The following is a 14,492-nucleotide window of genomic DNA, read 5'->3' as shown; positions in this document are numbered from 1 at the left end:
CAGCGGCCCGCCCTTTTGGGCGGGCCGTTTGCCATTTATCGATCCTTTTCTTTGAGTTTATAGAGCCATGTCCGACAGCGCCGACAGCAACGACATCCCGCACCGTAAGGTCCTGTATGGCCGCCGCCTGGGGCGACCGCTGCGTAAGGGCCGGCTTGAATTGCTGGAGACGCTGCTGCCCGGCCTGAAGGTGGAGGCCCCCAAGGATGGCAGCCGTCTGGATCCTGCCAGCCTGTTCGACCAGCCGGTCCGCGACCTGTGGTTCGAAGTGGGTTTTGGCGGTGGTGAGCACTTGGCGTGGCAGGCCGAACGCAATCCGGATATCGGTTTTATCGGGTGTGAACCCTTCATCAATGGCGTCTCTTCCCTGCTGAAACATATCGAGCAGGGGGGGCAGCGGAATATCCGTGTGGTCCCGGACGATGCGCGCCCCATTCTGGATGCCCTGCCCGATGCGTCGGTTGGCCGGGCCTTTGTGCTGTTCCCCGATCCCTGGCCCAAGGCCCGTCATGCCTTCCGCCGTTTTATTGGTCCGGATAATCTGCCCCGATTGTCGCGCGTGCTGAAAGACGGTGCTGAGTTGCGCCTGGCATCGGATGATATGCAACTCGCCCGCTGGATGCTGGAACATACCTGGCGCCATCCGGATTTCGAGTGGATGGCCCAAGGGCCGTCCGACTGGCGGACCCGGCCGGATGACTGGCCCGCAACCCGGTATGAGCAGAAAATGCTGACGGGGTGTCGTCCTGTTTTCCTGCGGTTCCGTCGTCGTCCACGTTGAAGAGCGTGATGGAAACGGGGCTTATTTCCCCTATGGCTGGACCTGTCCGGTCATAGGGGAACGTCTCGGCGATAATCTGGGCTGTTTTTGTGGGTAGTAAAAATAATTCTCAAACACAATCATTAAATATTATCTATTTGATTTCGAAGAGCGAGCCGCTCTTTCCGACATAACCCTCTGCATATCTGGTTAAAATCCTCTCCTGTGGCATTGTGGGTGGAGTGAAATCTGCCTGTTCGCTTGTCGCAACGGCCAGTATTGGGGATGTCAGGAGGGTATGATGTTGAATTTCCGGGACATGAAAATTACCATCAAGGTCAATCTGGCTGTCGCTTTCCTGACGCTTGTTGCTGTCGTTATGGTGGTTCTCGGCGTTCAGTCGCTGACTATTTATCAGCGCGAAGTGGAAAAGATGGGTGCCGCCAGTCAACGCGCGGTCCTGTCCGAGCAGATCAACGGCCTGATCAACGCCGTCGTGATGGATAGCCGGGGCATTTACATGGCCCGCGACGCGGCGGAATTGGAAAAATTCGCCAAGACCATGACGGCCAGCCTGGCAACGCTGGATAAGCGTCTGGCTGCTTACGAGGCGGTGATCGACCCAGCGGTGGAAACCGACATGCGCGATGCCATTGCCCGTGGCCGCGAATTTATCCGCTTCCGTACCGACATGATGGAGGCCGGCCGTCAGGGCGGTGCCGATGCCGCCCGCGTGATCGGCGACAATGATGCAAACCGCGCCAACCGCAAGGCCTTCAACGATGTGATGATCAAGCTGTCGCAGCAGCAGGTCGCCTATGTCGATAGCACAATCACCGAACTGGATGCCTTCGCCAACACCGAGCGCAACTTGATGCTGATCATCGCGGGTATCGGCATTTTTACGTCGGTCAGCTTCGCTTCCTGGATGGTGTCGCGCCAGGTGACTCGCCCGCTGACCCGTGTCACCAACACGGTGCAGACCCTGGCCGGTGGCGATTATGATGCCATTGTTCCGGAAACGGGCCGGGGCGACGAGATCGGCCACATCGCCAATGCGCTGGATGTCTTCAAGGCTCGCCTGCAGGATGGCCGCCGCATGGCTGCCGAACAGCAGGCCGAGCAGGTGGCCAAGGAACAGCGCCGCCAGCAACTGGAACGCATGACCACTGCCTTTGCCACCAAGCTGGGCGAAGTGTCCGCCGCCCTGGCCACCTCGGCCCAGGATATGCGTACCAGTGCTGAAGGCTTGACTGCCGCGGCCCAGTCTGCCGCCGGGCAGGCTTCCGAAGTGGCCCAGGCCTCCAATGAATCCGCCGGAAGTGTTCAGAGCGTGGCCGCCGCGACCGAAGAGATCAATGCTTCCATCGCGGAGATCGCCCGGCAGGTGGTGGAGGTCAACAATGTCACCCGGAATGCGGTGGAAGATGCGACCGAAACCACCCGCACCATGGATGGTTTGCAGGGCGCCGCGACCCGGATTGAGGAGGTTGTTACCCTGATCCAGGGTATCGCCGCCCAGACCAACCTGTTGGCGCTGAATGCGACGATCGAGGCGGCCCGCGCCGGGGAGGCTGGCAAAGGCTTCGCGGTGGTGGCCAGCGAGGTCAAGACCCTGGCGACCCAGACCGGCAGGGCGACGGAGGATATCGCCGCCCAGGTGGCCAGCATCCAGCGCGAAACCGGGGCTGCCGTCAGCGCTATCAACCGCATCGCCTATACGATCGACAAGATCGGGGAGATCACGACGGCGCTGGCCGCCGCCATCGAGGAACAGCAGGCCAGCACGAACGAAATCGCCCGCCGGGTGCAGGATGTGGCCAATGGTACCCAGGCCGTCTGCAACGCGGTGCAGGGGGTCAGCGAATCCGCTGCCAACACCGGCGGGGCCGCCACCATGGTGCATGACACGGCATCCGACGTGACCCGTCAGTCGCAGGTGCTGAATGTGGAAGTGGACAAGTTCGTCAAGACGCTGATCGCCGCCTGATCACGCTGTTCCGGACTGTTTTATCCAGCCCCGCCGGTTGATCCGGCGGGGCTTTTTGATGTGGATTTCCCCTCCCCGCATGGGTGCTGCGGCACCCGGCCCCCTTGCTTTCACCGTGTGACAGGCCCATGACTCTGGGCATCGTTAACTGGGGTGCCGTGGACGGCAACGGATGCTGGCACGGCTGAGATCATACCCATCGAACCTGATCCGGGTCATGCCGGCGAAGGGAGGATTGCATCCATGTCCACTGATTTAAATTCCCCCCGGTCCCGTATTGCCATCATTGGCGGCGGTATCATCGGGTTGTCCATCGGTTGGCGTCTGGCCCAGGCCGGCCTGTCGGTCGATCTGTTTGAGCGGGATCAGGTGGGCCAGTCGGCCAGCCGTGCTGCCGCCGGCATGCTGGCCGCCGCCGTGGAAGCCGAGCCAGGGGAACAGACCCTGGTGCCGCTCTGCGTTGCCAGCCGGGAAATGTGGCCCGCCTTTGCCCAGGAACTGGAAGCTGCCAGCGGCCTGCCGGTGGGGTTGCGCCAGGAAGGCACCATGGTCGTGGCCCTGACCCGCGACGATGTGGAGACGCTGCGCAGCAATTACGATTATCAGCGCAGCCTGGGGCTGGAGATGGAATGGCTGACCGGTGCCGCCGCCAAGGAGCGCGAACCGTTCCTGAACCCGCGCACCGCTGCCGCTGTCTATAGCCCGCGGGACGGGCAGGTGGATAACCGTCTGGCCAGTGCCGCCTTGCGCGTGGCGCTGGAAAAGGCCGGCGGGCGCATCCATGAAGGGGTGACCGTCACGGGCCTGGAAATGGCTGGCAGCCGGGTGACGGGCGTGCGGCTGGGGGACCATGTTCATGCTGCCGATCAGGTGGTGCTGGCGGCGGGTGCCTGGTCGCGGCTGCTGCCGGGCCTGCCTGTGCCGCCGCCGGTGCGCCCGGTGAAGGGGCAGATGCTGTCCTTGCAGATGGACCCGGCAGCGCCGCTGTTGCGCCATGTCGTCTGGGGGCCGAAATGCTATCTGGTGCCGCGCGCCGATGGCACGCTGATCGTCGGCGCCACGACGGAGGAAAAGGGCTTTGACAACCAGATGACAGCCGGTGGCGTGCTGGCCTTGCTGGAAGCGACATGGCGCACCCTGCCGGGGGTGGAGGAACTGCCCATCAAGGAGATGTGGCACGGCTTCCGCCCCGGCTGCCGCGATGATGCCCCCATCCTGGGCTGGGCGCTGGGGGTGGAAGGGCTGATGCTGGCCACCGGCCATCACCGTAACGGCATCCTGTTGACACCGATCACGGCGGATGCCGTGGCCGCCATGATGCTGACCGGCCATGTGGACGAGCGTATCCGCGCTTTCGGTCCCGGCCGTTTCGCCCCGGCCCGCGCGGCCTGAGAGGTTGTGAAAGAACGCCTGCGCATGTTGTTTGCCACGGAGGCGAAACAATCCCGAAGGGCGTTCTTTCGCAAGCTCGATTGACTGGAAAAGCTTGCCCCGATTTCCGAGGAAGAATCATGATCACCATCAATGGCAAGGATCTGCTGCCCGATGATCATGCCCTGACTGCCATCATGGCGGACCAGGGCATCGACCCGGCGGCGCGCGGCATCGCCGTGGCGCTGAACGGGGAAGTGCTGCCCCGGGCGCGCTGGGCCGATACGGTGCTGGTGCCGGGGGACAAGATCGAAATCGTCAAGGTTCTGCAGGGCGGCTGAGAAATGACCCATCAAGACCCGTTGAAAATCGCCGGGAAAAGTTTCGGCTCCCGCCTGTTCCTGGGCAGCGCCGGCTATCCCAACCAGCAGGTATTCCTGGACAGTCTGGCCGCTTCCGGTGCGGAAATTCTGACCGTCTCCGTCCGCCGGGCCGATTTGTCCGGCTATGGCGAGGGGCTGCTGGATCTGGTGGCCGGCAAGGTCTGGCTGCTGCCCAATACTGCCGGCTGCGCCACGGTGAAGGATGCCGTGCTGACGGCCCAGCTTGCCCGCGAGGCGATGGACACCAACTGGATCAAGCTGGAACTGATTGGCGACCGGGAGACGCTTTACCCGGATGTGGAACAGTTGCTGCGTGCGGCGGATGAGTTGGTGCGCGACGGTTTCACCGTGCTGCCCTATTGCACCGATGATCCCATCGTCTGCCGCCGGCTGGCCGATGTCGGCTGTGCCGCCGTCATGCCGCTGGGCGCCCCCATCGGCACCGGGCTGGGGATTTTGAACCCCTATAATATCGAGCATATCTGCCGCACCAGCACGGTGCCGGTGGTGCTGGATGCCGGCATCGGCACGGCATCGGATGCGGCGCTGGCCATGGAACTGGGCTGCGATGCCGTGCTGCTGAACACTGCCGTGTCGAAAAGCACGGATCCGGTGCGTATGGCGGCGGCCATGCGGGCCGGCGTGGAAGGCGGGCGCATGGCCCGGCTGGCCGGGCGTATCCCCAAGCGCCTGCGGGCGGAAGCCTCCAGCCCCGAATTGGGCCTGATCGGGACGTGATGGCGTCCCGCCTGCCTAACCCGCCGCTGCTGCTGATCACCGACCGCACCCAGGCGGCGGGCGGTGATCTGGTGGCCGTGGCGGGTGCGGCGCTGGAGGCGGGATGCCGCTGGCTGTCCCTGCGGGAAAAGGATTTGCCCCTGGCGGCGCAGACCGCATTGCTGGAACGGCTGCGCCCGATGGTGCGGGCCGTGGGGGGCATATTGACCCTTCATGGGGACCCGCATCTGGCCCGGCTCTGCGATGGGGTGCATCTGGGGGCGGGCGGGGATGTCGCGGCGGCGCGGGCGCTGCTGGGGCCGGGGGCGTTGATTGGCCTGTCCTGCCACAGCAAGGCGGAACTGGCGCTGGCCGCCCGGGAGGGCGCGGATTATGCCAGCCTCAGCCCGATTTACCCCAGCGCCTCCAAGCCCGGTTATGGCCCGGCCTTAGGCCCGGCATCCCTGACCGGGGCGCCCTTGCCGGTGCTGGCGCTGGGCGGGGTGGGGGTGGAACAGGTGGCGGCTTGCCGCGCTGCCGGGGCGGCAGGCCTTGCCGTGATGGGCGGGCCGATGCGGCGTCCGGCGGAAATGGCTGCCCTTATCGCGGCCTGGAATGCGGCTGCGACGCCGGGCCGCAAGGCCGGCATTTGACCGGAAGCGGTAAGCGGGCCATATCGGGGGCTTGCCCATCCGAATGATTTACCCACCGACAGGCGGTGACAGCCCGTGACCCAGACCCTTTCCCCCGTTGAGGCCAATTCCCGCCGCGTGGCGCACTGGCTTTTGTTCTGCGCCGGCATGGTTTTCGCCATGGCGATTATCGGAGCCATCACCCGCCTGACGGAAAGCGGCCTGTCCATCACGGAATGGAAACCGATCACCGGCACCATCCCGCCTCTGTCGGAGGCGCAATGGATGGTCGAGTTCGAGAAGTACAAGCAGATCCCCGAATATCAGGTTCTGAACCGGGGGATGAGCCTGGATGATTTCAAATCCATCTTCTTCTGGGAATGGTTCCACCGGCTATGGGGCCGGTTGATCGGCCTTGTCTTTGCTGTGCCACTGGTCTGGTTCGCCGTAAGGGGGCAGATTTCCCGTTCCATGCTGCCCAAGCTGGTGGGCCTGTTCCTGCTGGGCGGTCTTCAGGGTTTTATCGGCTGGTTCATGGTCCAGTCCGGGCTGGTGGATCGTACCGATGTCAGCCATTACCGGCTGGCCCTGCATCTTTCCATGGCGCTGATTCTTTATGCGCTGCTGATCCGGGTGGCGCTGGGGCTGCTGCACCCCCAGGCCAAGGCCCATCCGGACCGGGTTGGGCTGGTGGCCCATGGCCGGCTGGCTTTGGTCATGGTGGCGATCACCGTGGTCTGGGGCGCCTTTGTCGCGGGGCTGGATGCCGGCTTTGCCTATAATACCTGGCCGCTGATGAATGGCGATTTCGCGCCGCCGGAAATCTGGAACCTGTCGCCGGCCTGGCTGAATTTCCTGGAAAATACGGCGGCGGTGCAGTTCACCCATCGCTGGCTGGCCATTGCCACCGCCTTTGCCGTTGTCAGCTATGCCTGGCGGGTGGGGCAGCGCGCCAATCTGGTGCCGGCGGCCCGCGGCGTTGCCCTGGGCGTGACGGCGGCTGTGCTGGCCCAGGTGGGGCTGGGCATCCTGACCCTGCTGATGGCCGTGCCCGTGGCGCTGGGGTCCGCCCACCAGGGCGGGGCCATGGTGGTGATCGGCCTGATGGTCTGGTCCCTGCACACGCTGCGGCGGTGAGGGGGTAGCGGAGAGGCTTGACTGGCAGCGGGGCCTTCAAGCCTTCTCAAACCGGGCCGGCTTGCCGAAGAAGCGGGTCGCCAGACGGCTGACCCGGTCGGCATCGCCCGTGGTCAGGAAATGGACCTGACCGGTGCCGGGCCGGTCGAATTCAGGGTGGCGTTCCAGATAGGCTGTCAGGCTGCGTGCCGTCAGATCGGGCTGGGACAGTACCTCCACCCCCGGCGGCAGCAAGGCGGCGAAATGGTCCGCCACCAGCGGATAATGGGTGCAGCCCAGCATCACCGCCTGCGGCATTTCCCCACCCAACTGGCTCAACAGCCCGTCAGTATAGCGGGCCACGGCGGCCCGGATCACCTCTGCTGGTGCATCGGCTTCAATCAAGGGCACCAGATCGGGGCAGGCCTGCTGCACCACGCGCACTTCCGGCGCGCGGTGGCTGATCTCCCGTGGATAGGCACCGCTATCGACCGTGCGGCTGGTGGCGAAGATGCCGATGGTGCGGGGCGGGCCCGCCGGCCGTTCCGCCGCCAGATCGGCCATCCAGGGCACGCCGGTAATGGCTTCCACCATGGGTACCAGCACGCCCAGCACGCGGCGGCCGGGATATGCGGCATCCAGCCAGGTCTGCTGCAGGCGGCGCAGGGCGACGGCAGACGCCGTGTTGCAGGCCAGGATGACCAGCCGCGCCCCGGCATCGAACAGCCGCGACACGCCAGCCAGTGTCAGACGGTAAATTTCGTCCGGCGTCCGGTCGCCATAGGGTGCGTCATGATGGTCGCCCAGATACAGGAAATCGGTCTGGGGCATGGACCGGTGCAAGGCATTCAGTACCGTCAGCCCGCCATGCCCGGAATCAAAAACACCGATCATCCCTGTCGCCCTGCCTGCCTGTCGCGCCGACACCCCGGCCTTGGGGGTACTGCTCCCGGTTTAGCATGGGTTGATGGCGAAGGAAGGGCCGATTGATGGCGTGGCAGGCTTGCCAGCGAGGGGAGCTTGTGCCTAACTCCCCCCAGTTCCGAAACCGGTTTCCGGAGTGATCCGCCTACCATGTCCGTGTCCCTGCCGTCGCGTCTTCTGCTCTGCCTGTGTCTGGCTGCCGGTGCCGGCACCGCGCAGGCTTCCGTCCAGAACCAGCCGACCACGCCCACCGGGCCCACCATGGGCGATATCGTGCGTCAGGCGACCCAGCCAGCGGCCCCCGCCGCTGCGGGGCCGGCGCTGCCGGCTGCAAACCTGCCCACCATGGGCGATATCGTGAAGCAGACGGAAGGGCAGGCCAAGGCCGCTGCCCCCGCTGCCGGTTCCAACGGCTGTACCCGGCCCAAGCCGCCCGGCACCCTGCCCGATGGCACCAAGGCCACGGATGAGGAGATGCGCAAGGCGCAGGTCACGGTGAAGACCTATGTGACCGAGTCGGAAGCCTTCAACGCCTGTCTGGACAAGCTGGTCCAGGCCAATATCGCCAAGCTGAGCGTGCATGATTATCTATCACTGACGGCACAGCATGATCTGACCATCTCCGCCATGCAGCTTTTCGCCGACCGCTTCAACCAGCAGCTCCGGGCCTACAAGGCCAAATCCGCACCGGCGGCGAAGCCCTGATCCGGTGTCGGGCGGGGGCTGCTCACGCCGCCTCCAGCCGGTCGACGAAGCCTGACACATTGCTGCGCAGGCTGGCCGCTTGATCGGCCAAGCCGTCTGCCGATCCGGTCAGGCGGCCGGCTGCGAAGCCCGTCTGCGCGGCCACGGCGCGAAGCCCTTCCAGATCCTGGCGGATTTCGTCGGTGCCCTGGGCGGCGGCCTGCACATTGCGGGTGATCTCGGCCGTGGCGGCCGCCTGCTGTTCCACGGCCGCCGCGATGCCAGAATTCATGGCCTGGATGTTCTGCATGGCGGTGACGATGCGGCTGATGGCATCTACGGCCCCCCGCATCACCGTCTGGATGTGACCGACGCGGCTGCGGATATCTTCAGTCACGCTGCCGGTCTGGTTGGCCAGAATCTTCACCTCTGACGCGACGACGGCAAAGCCCTTGCCGGCATCACCGGCGCGTGCCGCCTCGATCGTCGCATTCAGGGCCAGCAGGTTGGTCTGGGCGGCGATGCCGTCGATCAGGCTGACCATTTCCGCAATGGCCGCGACGGCATGGTTCAGCGCTTCCATTTCCTGGGCGCTGCTATTGGCGGTTTCTGCCCCTTGCCGCGCGACCACCGCCGCCTGACCGGCTTGACGGCTGATCTCGCCGATGGAGGCGGCCAGTTCCTCTGTGGCAGCCGCCACTGTCTGGACATTGCCGGCGGTGCGATTGGAGGCGGTTGCCGCAGCCCCCGTCCGGTCGGCGCCCTGCGTCGCGGCATCACGCAGATCGGTCGCTTCGCTCTGCAGGCCACCGGCCCCGGTTGCCAGTTCGGTGGCGATGCTGTCCATGCGTTGCACGAATTCCCGCATCAGCAGGTCGCGGGCCTGCCGCCGGGCCTCTTGTGCTGCCTGCTCGCGCTCCTTCTCGCCGGCCAGTTCCGCCGCGCGCGCCATACCGTCACGGAAGACCGCCACGGCCCGGGCCATGGCACCCAGCTCGTCGGTGCGCTGGTCCTCGGTCAGCCGAATGCTGAAATCATTATCGGCCAGACGCATCATCGCACCGGTCAGCCGCCCCAGCGGCTGGGTCACGCCCTTAATCGCGACAAGCAGGGACAGGCCAACACCGCCGGCAATGCCGATCAGCGCGATCAGGGCCAGTGCCCACCGGGTCTCAATCTCCAATGCCGCCAGTTCGGCCGTCATTTCACCCGCCCGCTTTTGCAGGTTGGCGATATAGGGGTCGGTGCGTTCCGATGCCGCCCGCTCATCAGTGCGCAGTTTCTCCCGGAAAAGGGTGTGAGCGGCGACGGGGTCGGTGGCAGCGGCGGTCCGCACCGCCTCCAGATCGGCAGCGACCTGCCGCTGCAGGTCGGCCATCCGGGTCAGGTCTGCCCGGTCGCCGCTGCCGGAGACAATCAGATCGCTTGCAGCATCATTCAGCGTTTTCAACCGCTTGATAAAGCGTTGCTCAATATCCGCCCGACCTTCCGCCGGCTCGAAAATCAGATTGAGGGCATCACGCTGCAAGGCGCGGCTGGTGGATCGCATCTCTGAAGCGGCCAAGGCGGCGCTATTCACCCGGTTCAGTTGGGTGGTGAGGGTATCCACCCGTGCTTTCGACCAGAGGGCGGTGGTGGTGACAATGGCGGCGACCAGGGAAAGGATGGCGACCGGTGCCAGGATTTTTGTCGAGATACGCATGCGCGGCGCTCCGCCGATTGAAACCAGCGGAAGCGACCTCACGCCGATCTTTCCGCCCTATCTGCGCAGCATAACGAAAAATGTATCGGGTCGATTGAGTGCATCCGCATAGGGGCGGTGGCGGCGCGGCGATAACGAAAAAGGGCCGCCCACCAGGGCGACCCTTCTTTGCAGGAAGCGATAATGATATCGGCGGTCCGCTCAGCGCGGTGCCAGCACCATGATCATCTGCTTGCCTTCCAGCTTCGGCATCTGTTCGACCTTGCCCAGGTCTTCCAGCGTGTCGCGCACCTTCACCAGCACATTCATGCCGATATCCTGGTGGGCCATTTCACGGCCACGGAAACGCATGGTGACCTTGACCTTGTCGCCTTCTTCCAGGAAGCGGCGCATGGCCTTCATCTTGATGTCGTAATCATGCTCGTCGATGTTCGGACGCAGCTTGATTTCCTTGACCTCGATGATCTTCTGCTTCTTGCGGGCCTCGTTGGCCTTCTTCTGCGCCTCGTACTTGTACTTGCCATAGTCGAGGATTTTGCAGACCGGCGGATCGGCGTTCGGGCTCACCTCGACCAGGTCGAGGCCAGCTTCCTCCGCGGCGAACAGGGCATCGCGCAGACTGACGACGCCGACCATCTCACCTTCGGCATCGACAAGACGCACGGAGCGGACATTGATCTCACGATTGATGCGGGGACCGTCGCGTTGCGGTTCGCGGTCCTGGTTGGTAGGCCTGGCTATGGAAACTTCTCCTATTTACCTTGGATGGCCACCGCGCTGGTGACGGGAACTGCCGTCCCGTTCAGGGGCGGTGGCGCATCCGGTTGGTGCGATTGATGTGTAGACTATATCAGAACGCGGAATCGGTCGAGTCGCTGCCCGCCGGGGGCCGCGCCTCTGCCGACAGCTTAGCGATGGCGTCATCCAGGGCAAGGAATTCCTGCGCATTGGAGCCCAGACGACGCATGGCGACGGTATTTTGTTCCGCCTCCCGCGCGCCCACCACCAGCATCACAGGCACCTTGGCCAAGCTGTGTTCCCTGACCTTCAGATTGATCTTCTCGTTGCGGGTGTCAAGTTCCACCCGCAAACCGGCCTTTTTCAGGGCCTTGGCGACCTTTTCCGCATAAGCATCCGCATCCGACACGATGGTGGCGACGGTGATCTGGGTCGGGGCCAGCCAGAGCGGGAACTTGCCGGCATAATGTTCGATCATCATGCCGATGAAACGTTCCAGGCTGCCCAGGATGGCCCGGTGCAGCATGACCGGGCGGTGCTTGGCGCCATCCTGGCCGATATAGCTGGCATCGAGGCGTTCCGGCAGTTGGAAATCAAGCTGCAGGGTGCCGCACTGCCAGGACCGGCCGATGGCGTCGGTCAGGTGGAATTCCACCTTCGGGCCATAGAAGGCGCCTTCGCCGGGCAGTTCCTCGAATTCCAGGTCGTTGGCACGCAGCGCCACGCGCAGGCTTTCTTCGGCCTTATCCCAGGTATCGTCGGTGCCCAGACGCACATCCGGGCGCAGTGCCAGCTTCACGGCGATCTTGTCGAAGCCCAGATCCTTGTACACGCCAAGCTGGAGCGCGAAATATTCCTTCGCCTCGTCGCCGACCTGATCCTCGGTACAGAAGATATGCGCGTCATCCTGGGTGAAGTTGCGCACGCGCAGGATACCGTGCAGGGCGCCCGACGGCTCATTGCGGTGGCAATTGCCGAATTCGGCCATGCGCAGCGGCAGGTCGCGATAGCTTTTCAGCCCCTGGCGGAAAATCTGCACATGGGCCGGGCAGTTCATCGGCTTCACGCCCAGGAACTTCTCCGTCCCGTCTTCCGCCACCGACTCGCGGATCTTGAACATGTTGTCGCCATACATATCCCAGTGGCCAGATGCCTTGAACAGGCTGCTGTCATAGAGCTGCGGTGTACGCACCTCCACATAGCCGGCAACCTTCAGCTTGGCGCGGATATAGTTTTCCAGCGCCTGATACAGCGCCCAGCCCTTGGGGTGCCAGAAGACGGAGCCGACGGCCTCTTCCTGCACATGGAACAGGTCCATCTCGCGGCCCAGCTTGCGATGGTCGCGCTTTTCCGCTTCCTCGATCTGGTGCAGATGGTCGGCCAGTTCCTTCTCGGTCCGCCAGGCGGTGCCATAGATGCGCTGAAGCATGGCGTTCTTGGCGTCACCACGCCAATAGGCACCGGCCACCTTCATCAGCTTGAAGGCATGGCCGACGCGGGCCGTGCTGGGCAGATGGGGGCCCCGGCACAGATCGTACCATTTGCCCTGGCGATAGATGGTGATCGTCTCAGAAGCCGGCAGATCCTCGATGATCTGGGCCTTGTACTTCTCACCGATCGACTTGAAATGCTCGATGGCTTCCGTCCGGTCCCATTCCTCACGCGTGAAGGGGCGGTTCTCGTCCACGATCTCGTGCATCCGCTTTTCGATCTTCACCAGATCGTCGGGCGTGAACGGCGTGTCGCGGGCGAAATCATAATAGAAGCCCGTGGCGATGGCCGGGCCGATCGTCACCTGCGTGCCGGGATAAAGCTCCTGCACGGCTTCGGCCATGATATGGGCGGCGTCGTGACGGATCAGGTCCAATGCCACATCGGCATTCTTATCCGTGACGATTTCCAGGCGCGCATCCTGCTTGATCGGCAGGGCGAGATCCTTGACCTCGCCGTCGATCTTGACCGCCAGTGCGGCCTTGGCCAGCGACTTGGCGATGGAGGCGGCCACGTCGGCCCCGGTAGTGCCCTGCGCATAGGTCCGCACACTGCCATCGGGCAGCGTAATGGCAACCTGGGCGCTGGAAACGGGCACGTCGGCCGAAGACATGGCTTTCCCCTGAAAAAAGTTGGGAGAATGATGGGATCGCGACTTTTGACCGGGTGGAGGGCACGGGTCAAGCGCGGGAGATGGGTGAATTTCACATAGAAGGAAAGGGTTTGCGGCAGGTGAGGGGGGCGAATCGGTCGTAAGCCCCCCTTTCACCGCCAGTAAAAAGGCGGCAGAACCGGCCCGCCGCCTCTCGGATAGAGACTTAACCCTGTTCCCTTTCCTGGGCGTCAGATCCGCGTCTGCAGGGTCAGTGCGCCAGACCAGCCCTTGGCACTTTCCCCAAAGCCAGCCAGCCGGTCGGCGTCATAGCGGACCAGATCGAAGCCCAGCGACGTCTGTTCATAGAAGCGCCAGGACAGGCCCATGCCATAGGCGTTGTAATCTTCTACCCGACCGCGTTCGGACCCCTGCCACCAGACAGCCAGCCCATAGGGGCCATTCTCATAGCTGCCCATCAGGGTGAGGCCGGTGGAAGAGCCAATGCCGTCGGGCTGGCCGCTTTTGCCATCATCGGTCCAGATCGCACCGGCAGAAAAACCGCCATAGAGCAGCAGGCCGGCCAGCTTCAGGCTTTCGGTATCATGGATGCCGGGGGCACCAGCCTCCCCACGCACATAGCCGGCGGCCAGTTCATAGGAGAAGGCACGATAGTCGCCCTGATAATTCAGGCCGAATTCCCACATGTCCCGCTCTGCCGGGATGGGGGATTCCTTCTTGATATTCTCCACCAGACTGTCGCGCTTCCAGGCATAGGAGACACCGGCCCGCAGGCCCATCAGGCGTGGTGTCTCATACAGCACCTTGGTGGCATCGTCGCTGTCGCGGCCCAGATGGTTCCAGTAGGAGCCGGCCCCCTCCGTATTGGCCCAGAACCCGTCCATCTGGCCGCCGGCCAGCAGCGGCAGCATGTCGATGGCGCGCTTGGCGGCACCATCGTCATCGCCGATCCGTACCCGGCCCCAGGCCGAGGTGACATGGACATAGACCTCGCTCATGGTCAGGTCGGCATTGTTGCCGGGCCGGTCCAGGCTCTTCTCGTAATCGCCGGAACCGACAGTGCCGCTCAACCCATAGGACAGGCCGCTATCGGTGATGACATTGGCGTCGCCGGACAGGGCATAGCCGGCATAGGCGTTCCAGCCATCGCCGCTGCCGCGCGGCACATCGGTGGCGCGCACGCCGGTCACCTGACCGATGCCCCGCCAGTCAAATTCCATGCTGGCGGCCTGGGCTGCTTGTGTTGTGGCCAGGGCCAGCAGGGTGGCAAGCGGCAGGAGGCGGCGGGCGGCGCTGCTGCGGGTCGTCGTCTGCATGCTGTCTTCTGGGTCCGGTCAAGTGGCGGGCGATAAGATAACGGACTAGGTGGCC

General features: G+C 64.1%; 13 protein-coding genes and 1 riboswitch. Of the genes, 8 read left to right on the top strand and 5 right to left on the bottom strand.

What is annotated here, in order from left to right; genetic code table 11:
- Positions 1–67: 67 nt before the first annotated feature.
- The 7 genes from trmB (at position 68) to G473_RS0105625 (ending at position 6,990) form a co-directional block, all read left to right on the top strand.
- Positions 68–781 (top strand): tRNA (guanine(46)-N(7))-methyltransferase TrmB, encoded by a 714-nt coding sequence (trmB, locus tag G473_RS0105655; protein WP_051329916.1) that lies wholly within the window; start codon positions 68–70, stop codon positions 779–781.
- Between the two features lie 277 nt (positions 782–1,058).
- Complete coding sequence (locus tag G473_RS0105650; RefSeq protein WP_051329915.1) at positions 1,059–2,750, top strand: methyl-accepting chemotaxis protein; 1,692 nt, start codon at positions 1,059–1,061, stop codon at positions 2,748–2,750.
- Positions 2,751–2,889: 139 nt separating this feature from the next.
- Positions 2,890–3,000, top strand: a riboswitch (TPP riboswitch).
- Positions 2,994–4,142 carry a glycine oxidase ThiO gene (thiO, locus tag G473_RS0105645; protein WP_029012302.1) on the top strand — a complete coding sequence of 383 codons (1,149 nt, stop codon included), beginning with the start codon at positions 2,994–2,996 and terminating at the stop codon, positions 4,140–4,142. (Overlaps the previous riboswitch by 7 nt.)
- A 119-nt stretch (positions 4,143–4,261) precedes the next feature.
- On the top strand, positions 4,262–4,462 hold the full coding sequence (gene thiS, locus G473_RS30970; protein ID WP_035705416.1) for a sulfur carrier protein ThiS: 201 nt from the start codon (positions 4,262–4,264) through the stop codon (positions 4,460–4,462).
- Positions 4,463–4,465: 3 nt separating this feature from the next.
- The gene (thiG, locus tag G473_RS0105635; RefSeq protein ID WP_029012300.1) at positions 4,466–5,242 is read left to right on the top strand and encodes a thiazole synthase; all 777 of its coding nucleotides are present in this window, start codon (positions 4,466–4,468) and stop codon (positions 5,240–5,242) included.
- Positions 5,242–5,874: a thiamine phosphate synthase gene (locus tag G473_RS0105630; protein WP_084437649.1), complete on the top strand. Its 633-nt coding sequence runs from the start codon at positions 5,242–5,244 to the stop codon at positions 5,872–5,874. The genes thiG and G473_RS0105630 overlap by 1 nt, the downstream gene beginning before the upstream one ends.
- A 75-nt stretch (positions 5,875–5,949) precedes the next feature.
- Entirely contained in the window at positions 5,950–6,990 is a 1,041-nt protein-coding gene (locus G473_RS0105625; RefSeq protein WP_029012298.1) for a COX15/CtaA family protein, read from the top strand.
- A 36-nt stretch (positions 6,991–7,026) separates the two neighbouring features.
- Here G473_RS0105625 and murI read toward each other — a convergent pair whose 3' ends face one another.
- Positions 7,027–7,863, bottom strand: a complete 837-nt coding sequence (gene murI / locus G473_RS0105620; RefSeq protein WP_029012297.1) for a glutamate racemase — start codon at positions 7,861–7,863, stop codon at positions 7,027–7,029.
- A gap of 180 nt (positions 7,864–8,043) precedes the next feature.
- On the opposite strand from murI, the gene G473_RS29020 reads away from it, so the two are divergent.
- The gene (locus tag G473_RS29020; protein ID WP_051329914.1) at positions 8,044–8,598 is read left to right on the top strand and encodes a hypothetical protein; all 555 of its coding nucleotides are present in this window, start codon (positions 8,044–8,046) and stop codon (positions 8,596–8,598) included.
- A 22-nt stretch (positions 8,599–8,620) separates the two neighbouring features.
- On the opposite strand, the gene G473_RS0105610 is transcribed toward G473_RS29020, so the two are convergent.
- From G473_RS0105610 to G473_RS0105595, 4 genes are all read right to left on the bottom strand, one after another.
- Positions 8,621–10,279: a methyl-accepting chemotaxis protein gene (locus tag G473_RS0105610; RefSeq protein WP_035705412.1), complete on the bottom strand. Its 1,659-nt coding sequence runs from the start codon at positions 10,277–10,279 to the stop codon at positions 8,621–8,623.
- A gap of 201 nt (positions 10,280–10,480) precedes the next feature.
- Positions 10,481–11,020: a translation initiation factor IF-3 gene (gene infC, locus G473_RS0105605; RefSeq protein ID WP_029012295.1), complete on the bottom strand. Its 540-nt coding sequence runs from the start codon at positions 11,018–11,020 to the stop codon at positions 10,481–10,483.
- Positions 11,021–11,129: 109 nt separating this feature from the next.
- The gene (gene thrS, locus G473_RS0105600; protein WP_051329913.1) at positions 11,130–13,121 is read right to left on the bottom strand and encodes a threonine--tRNA ligase; all 1,992 of its coding nucleotides are present in this window, start codon (positions 13,119–13,121) and stop codon (positions 11,130–11,132) included.
- A 230-nt stretch (positions 13,122–13,351) separates the two neighbouring features.
- Positions 13,352–14,437 (bottom strand): porin, encoded by a 1,086-nt coding sequence (locus G473_RS0105595; protein WP_029012293.1) that lies wholly within the window; start codon positions 14,435–14,437, stop codon positions 13,352–13,354.
- Positions 14,438–14,492: the final 55 nt, after the last annotated feature.

It is taken from the genome of Niveispirillum irakense DSM 11586, from assembly GCF_000429645.1.
In the GTDB taxonomy this organism is placed as follows: domain Bacteria; phylum Pseudomonadota; class Alphaproteobacteria; order Azospirillales; family Azospirillaceae; genus Niveispirillum; species Niveispirillum irakense.
This window is presented reverse-complemented; position numbering and strand designations above follow the sequence as displayed.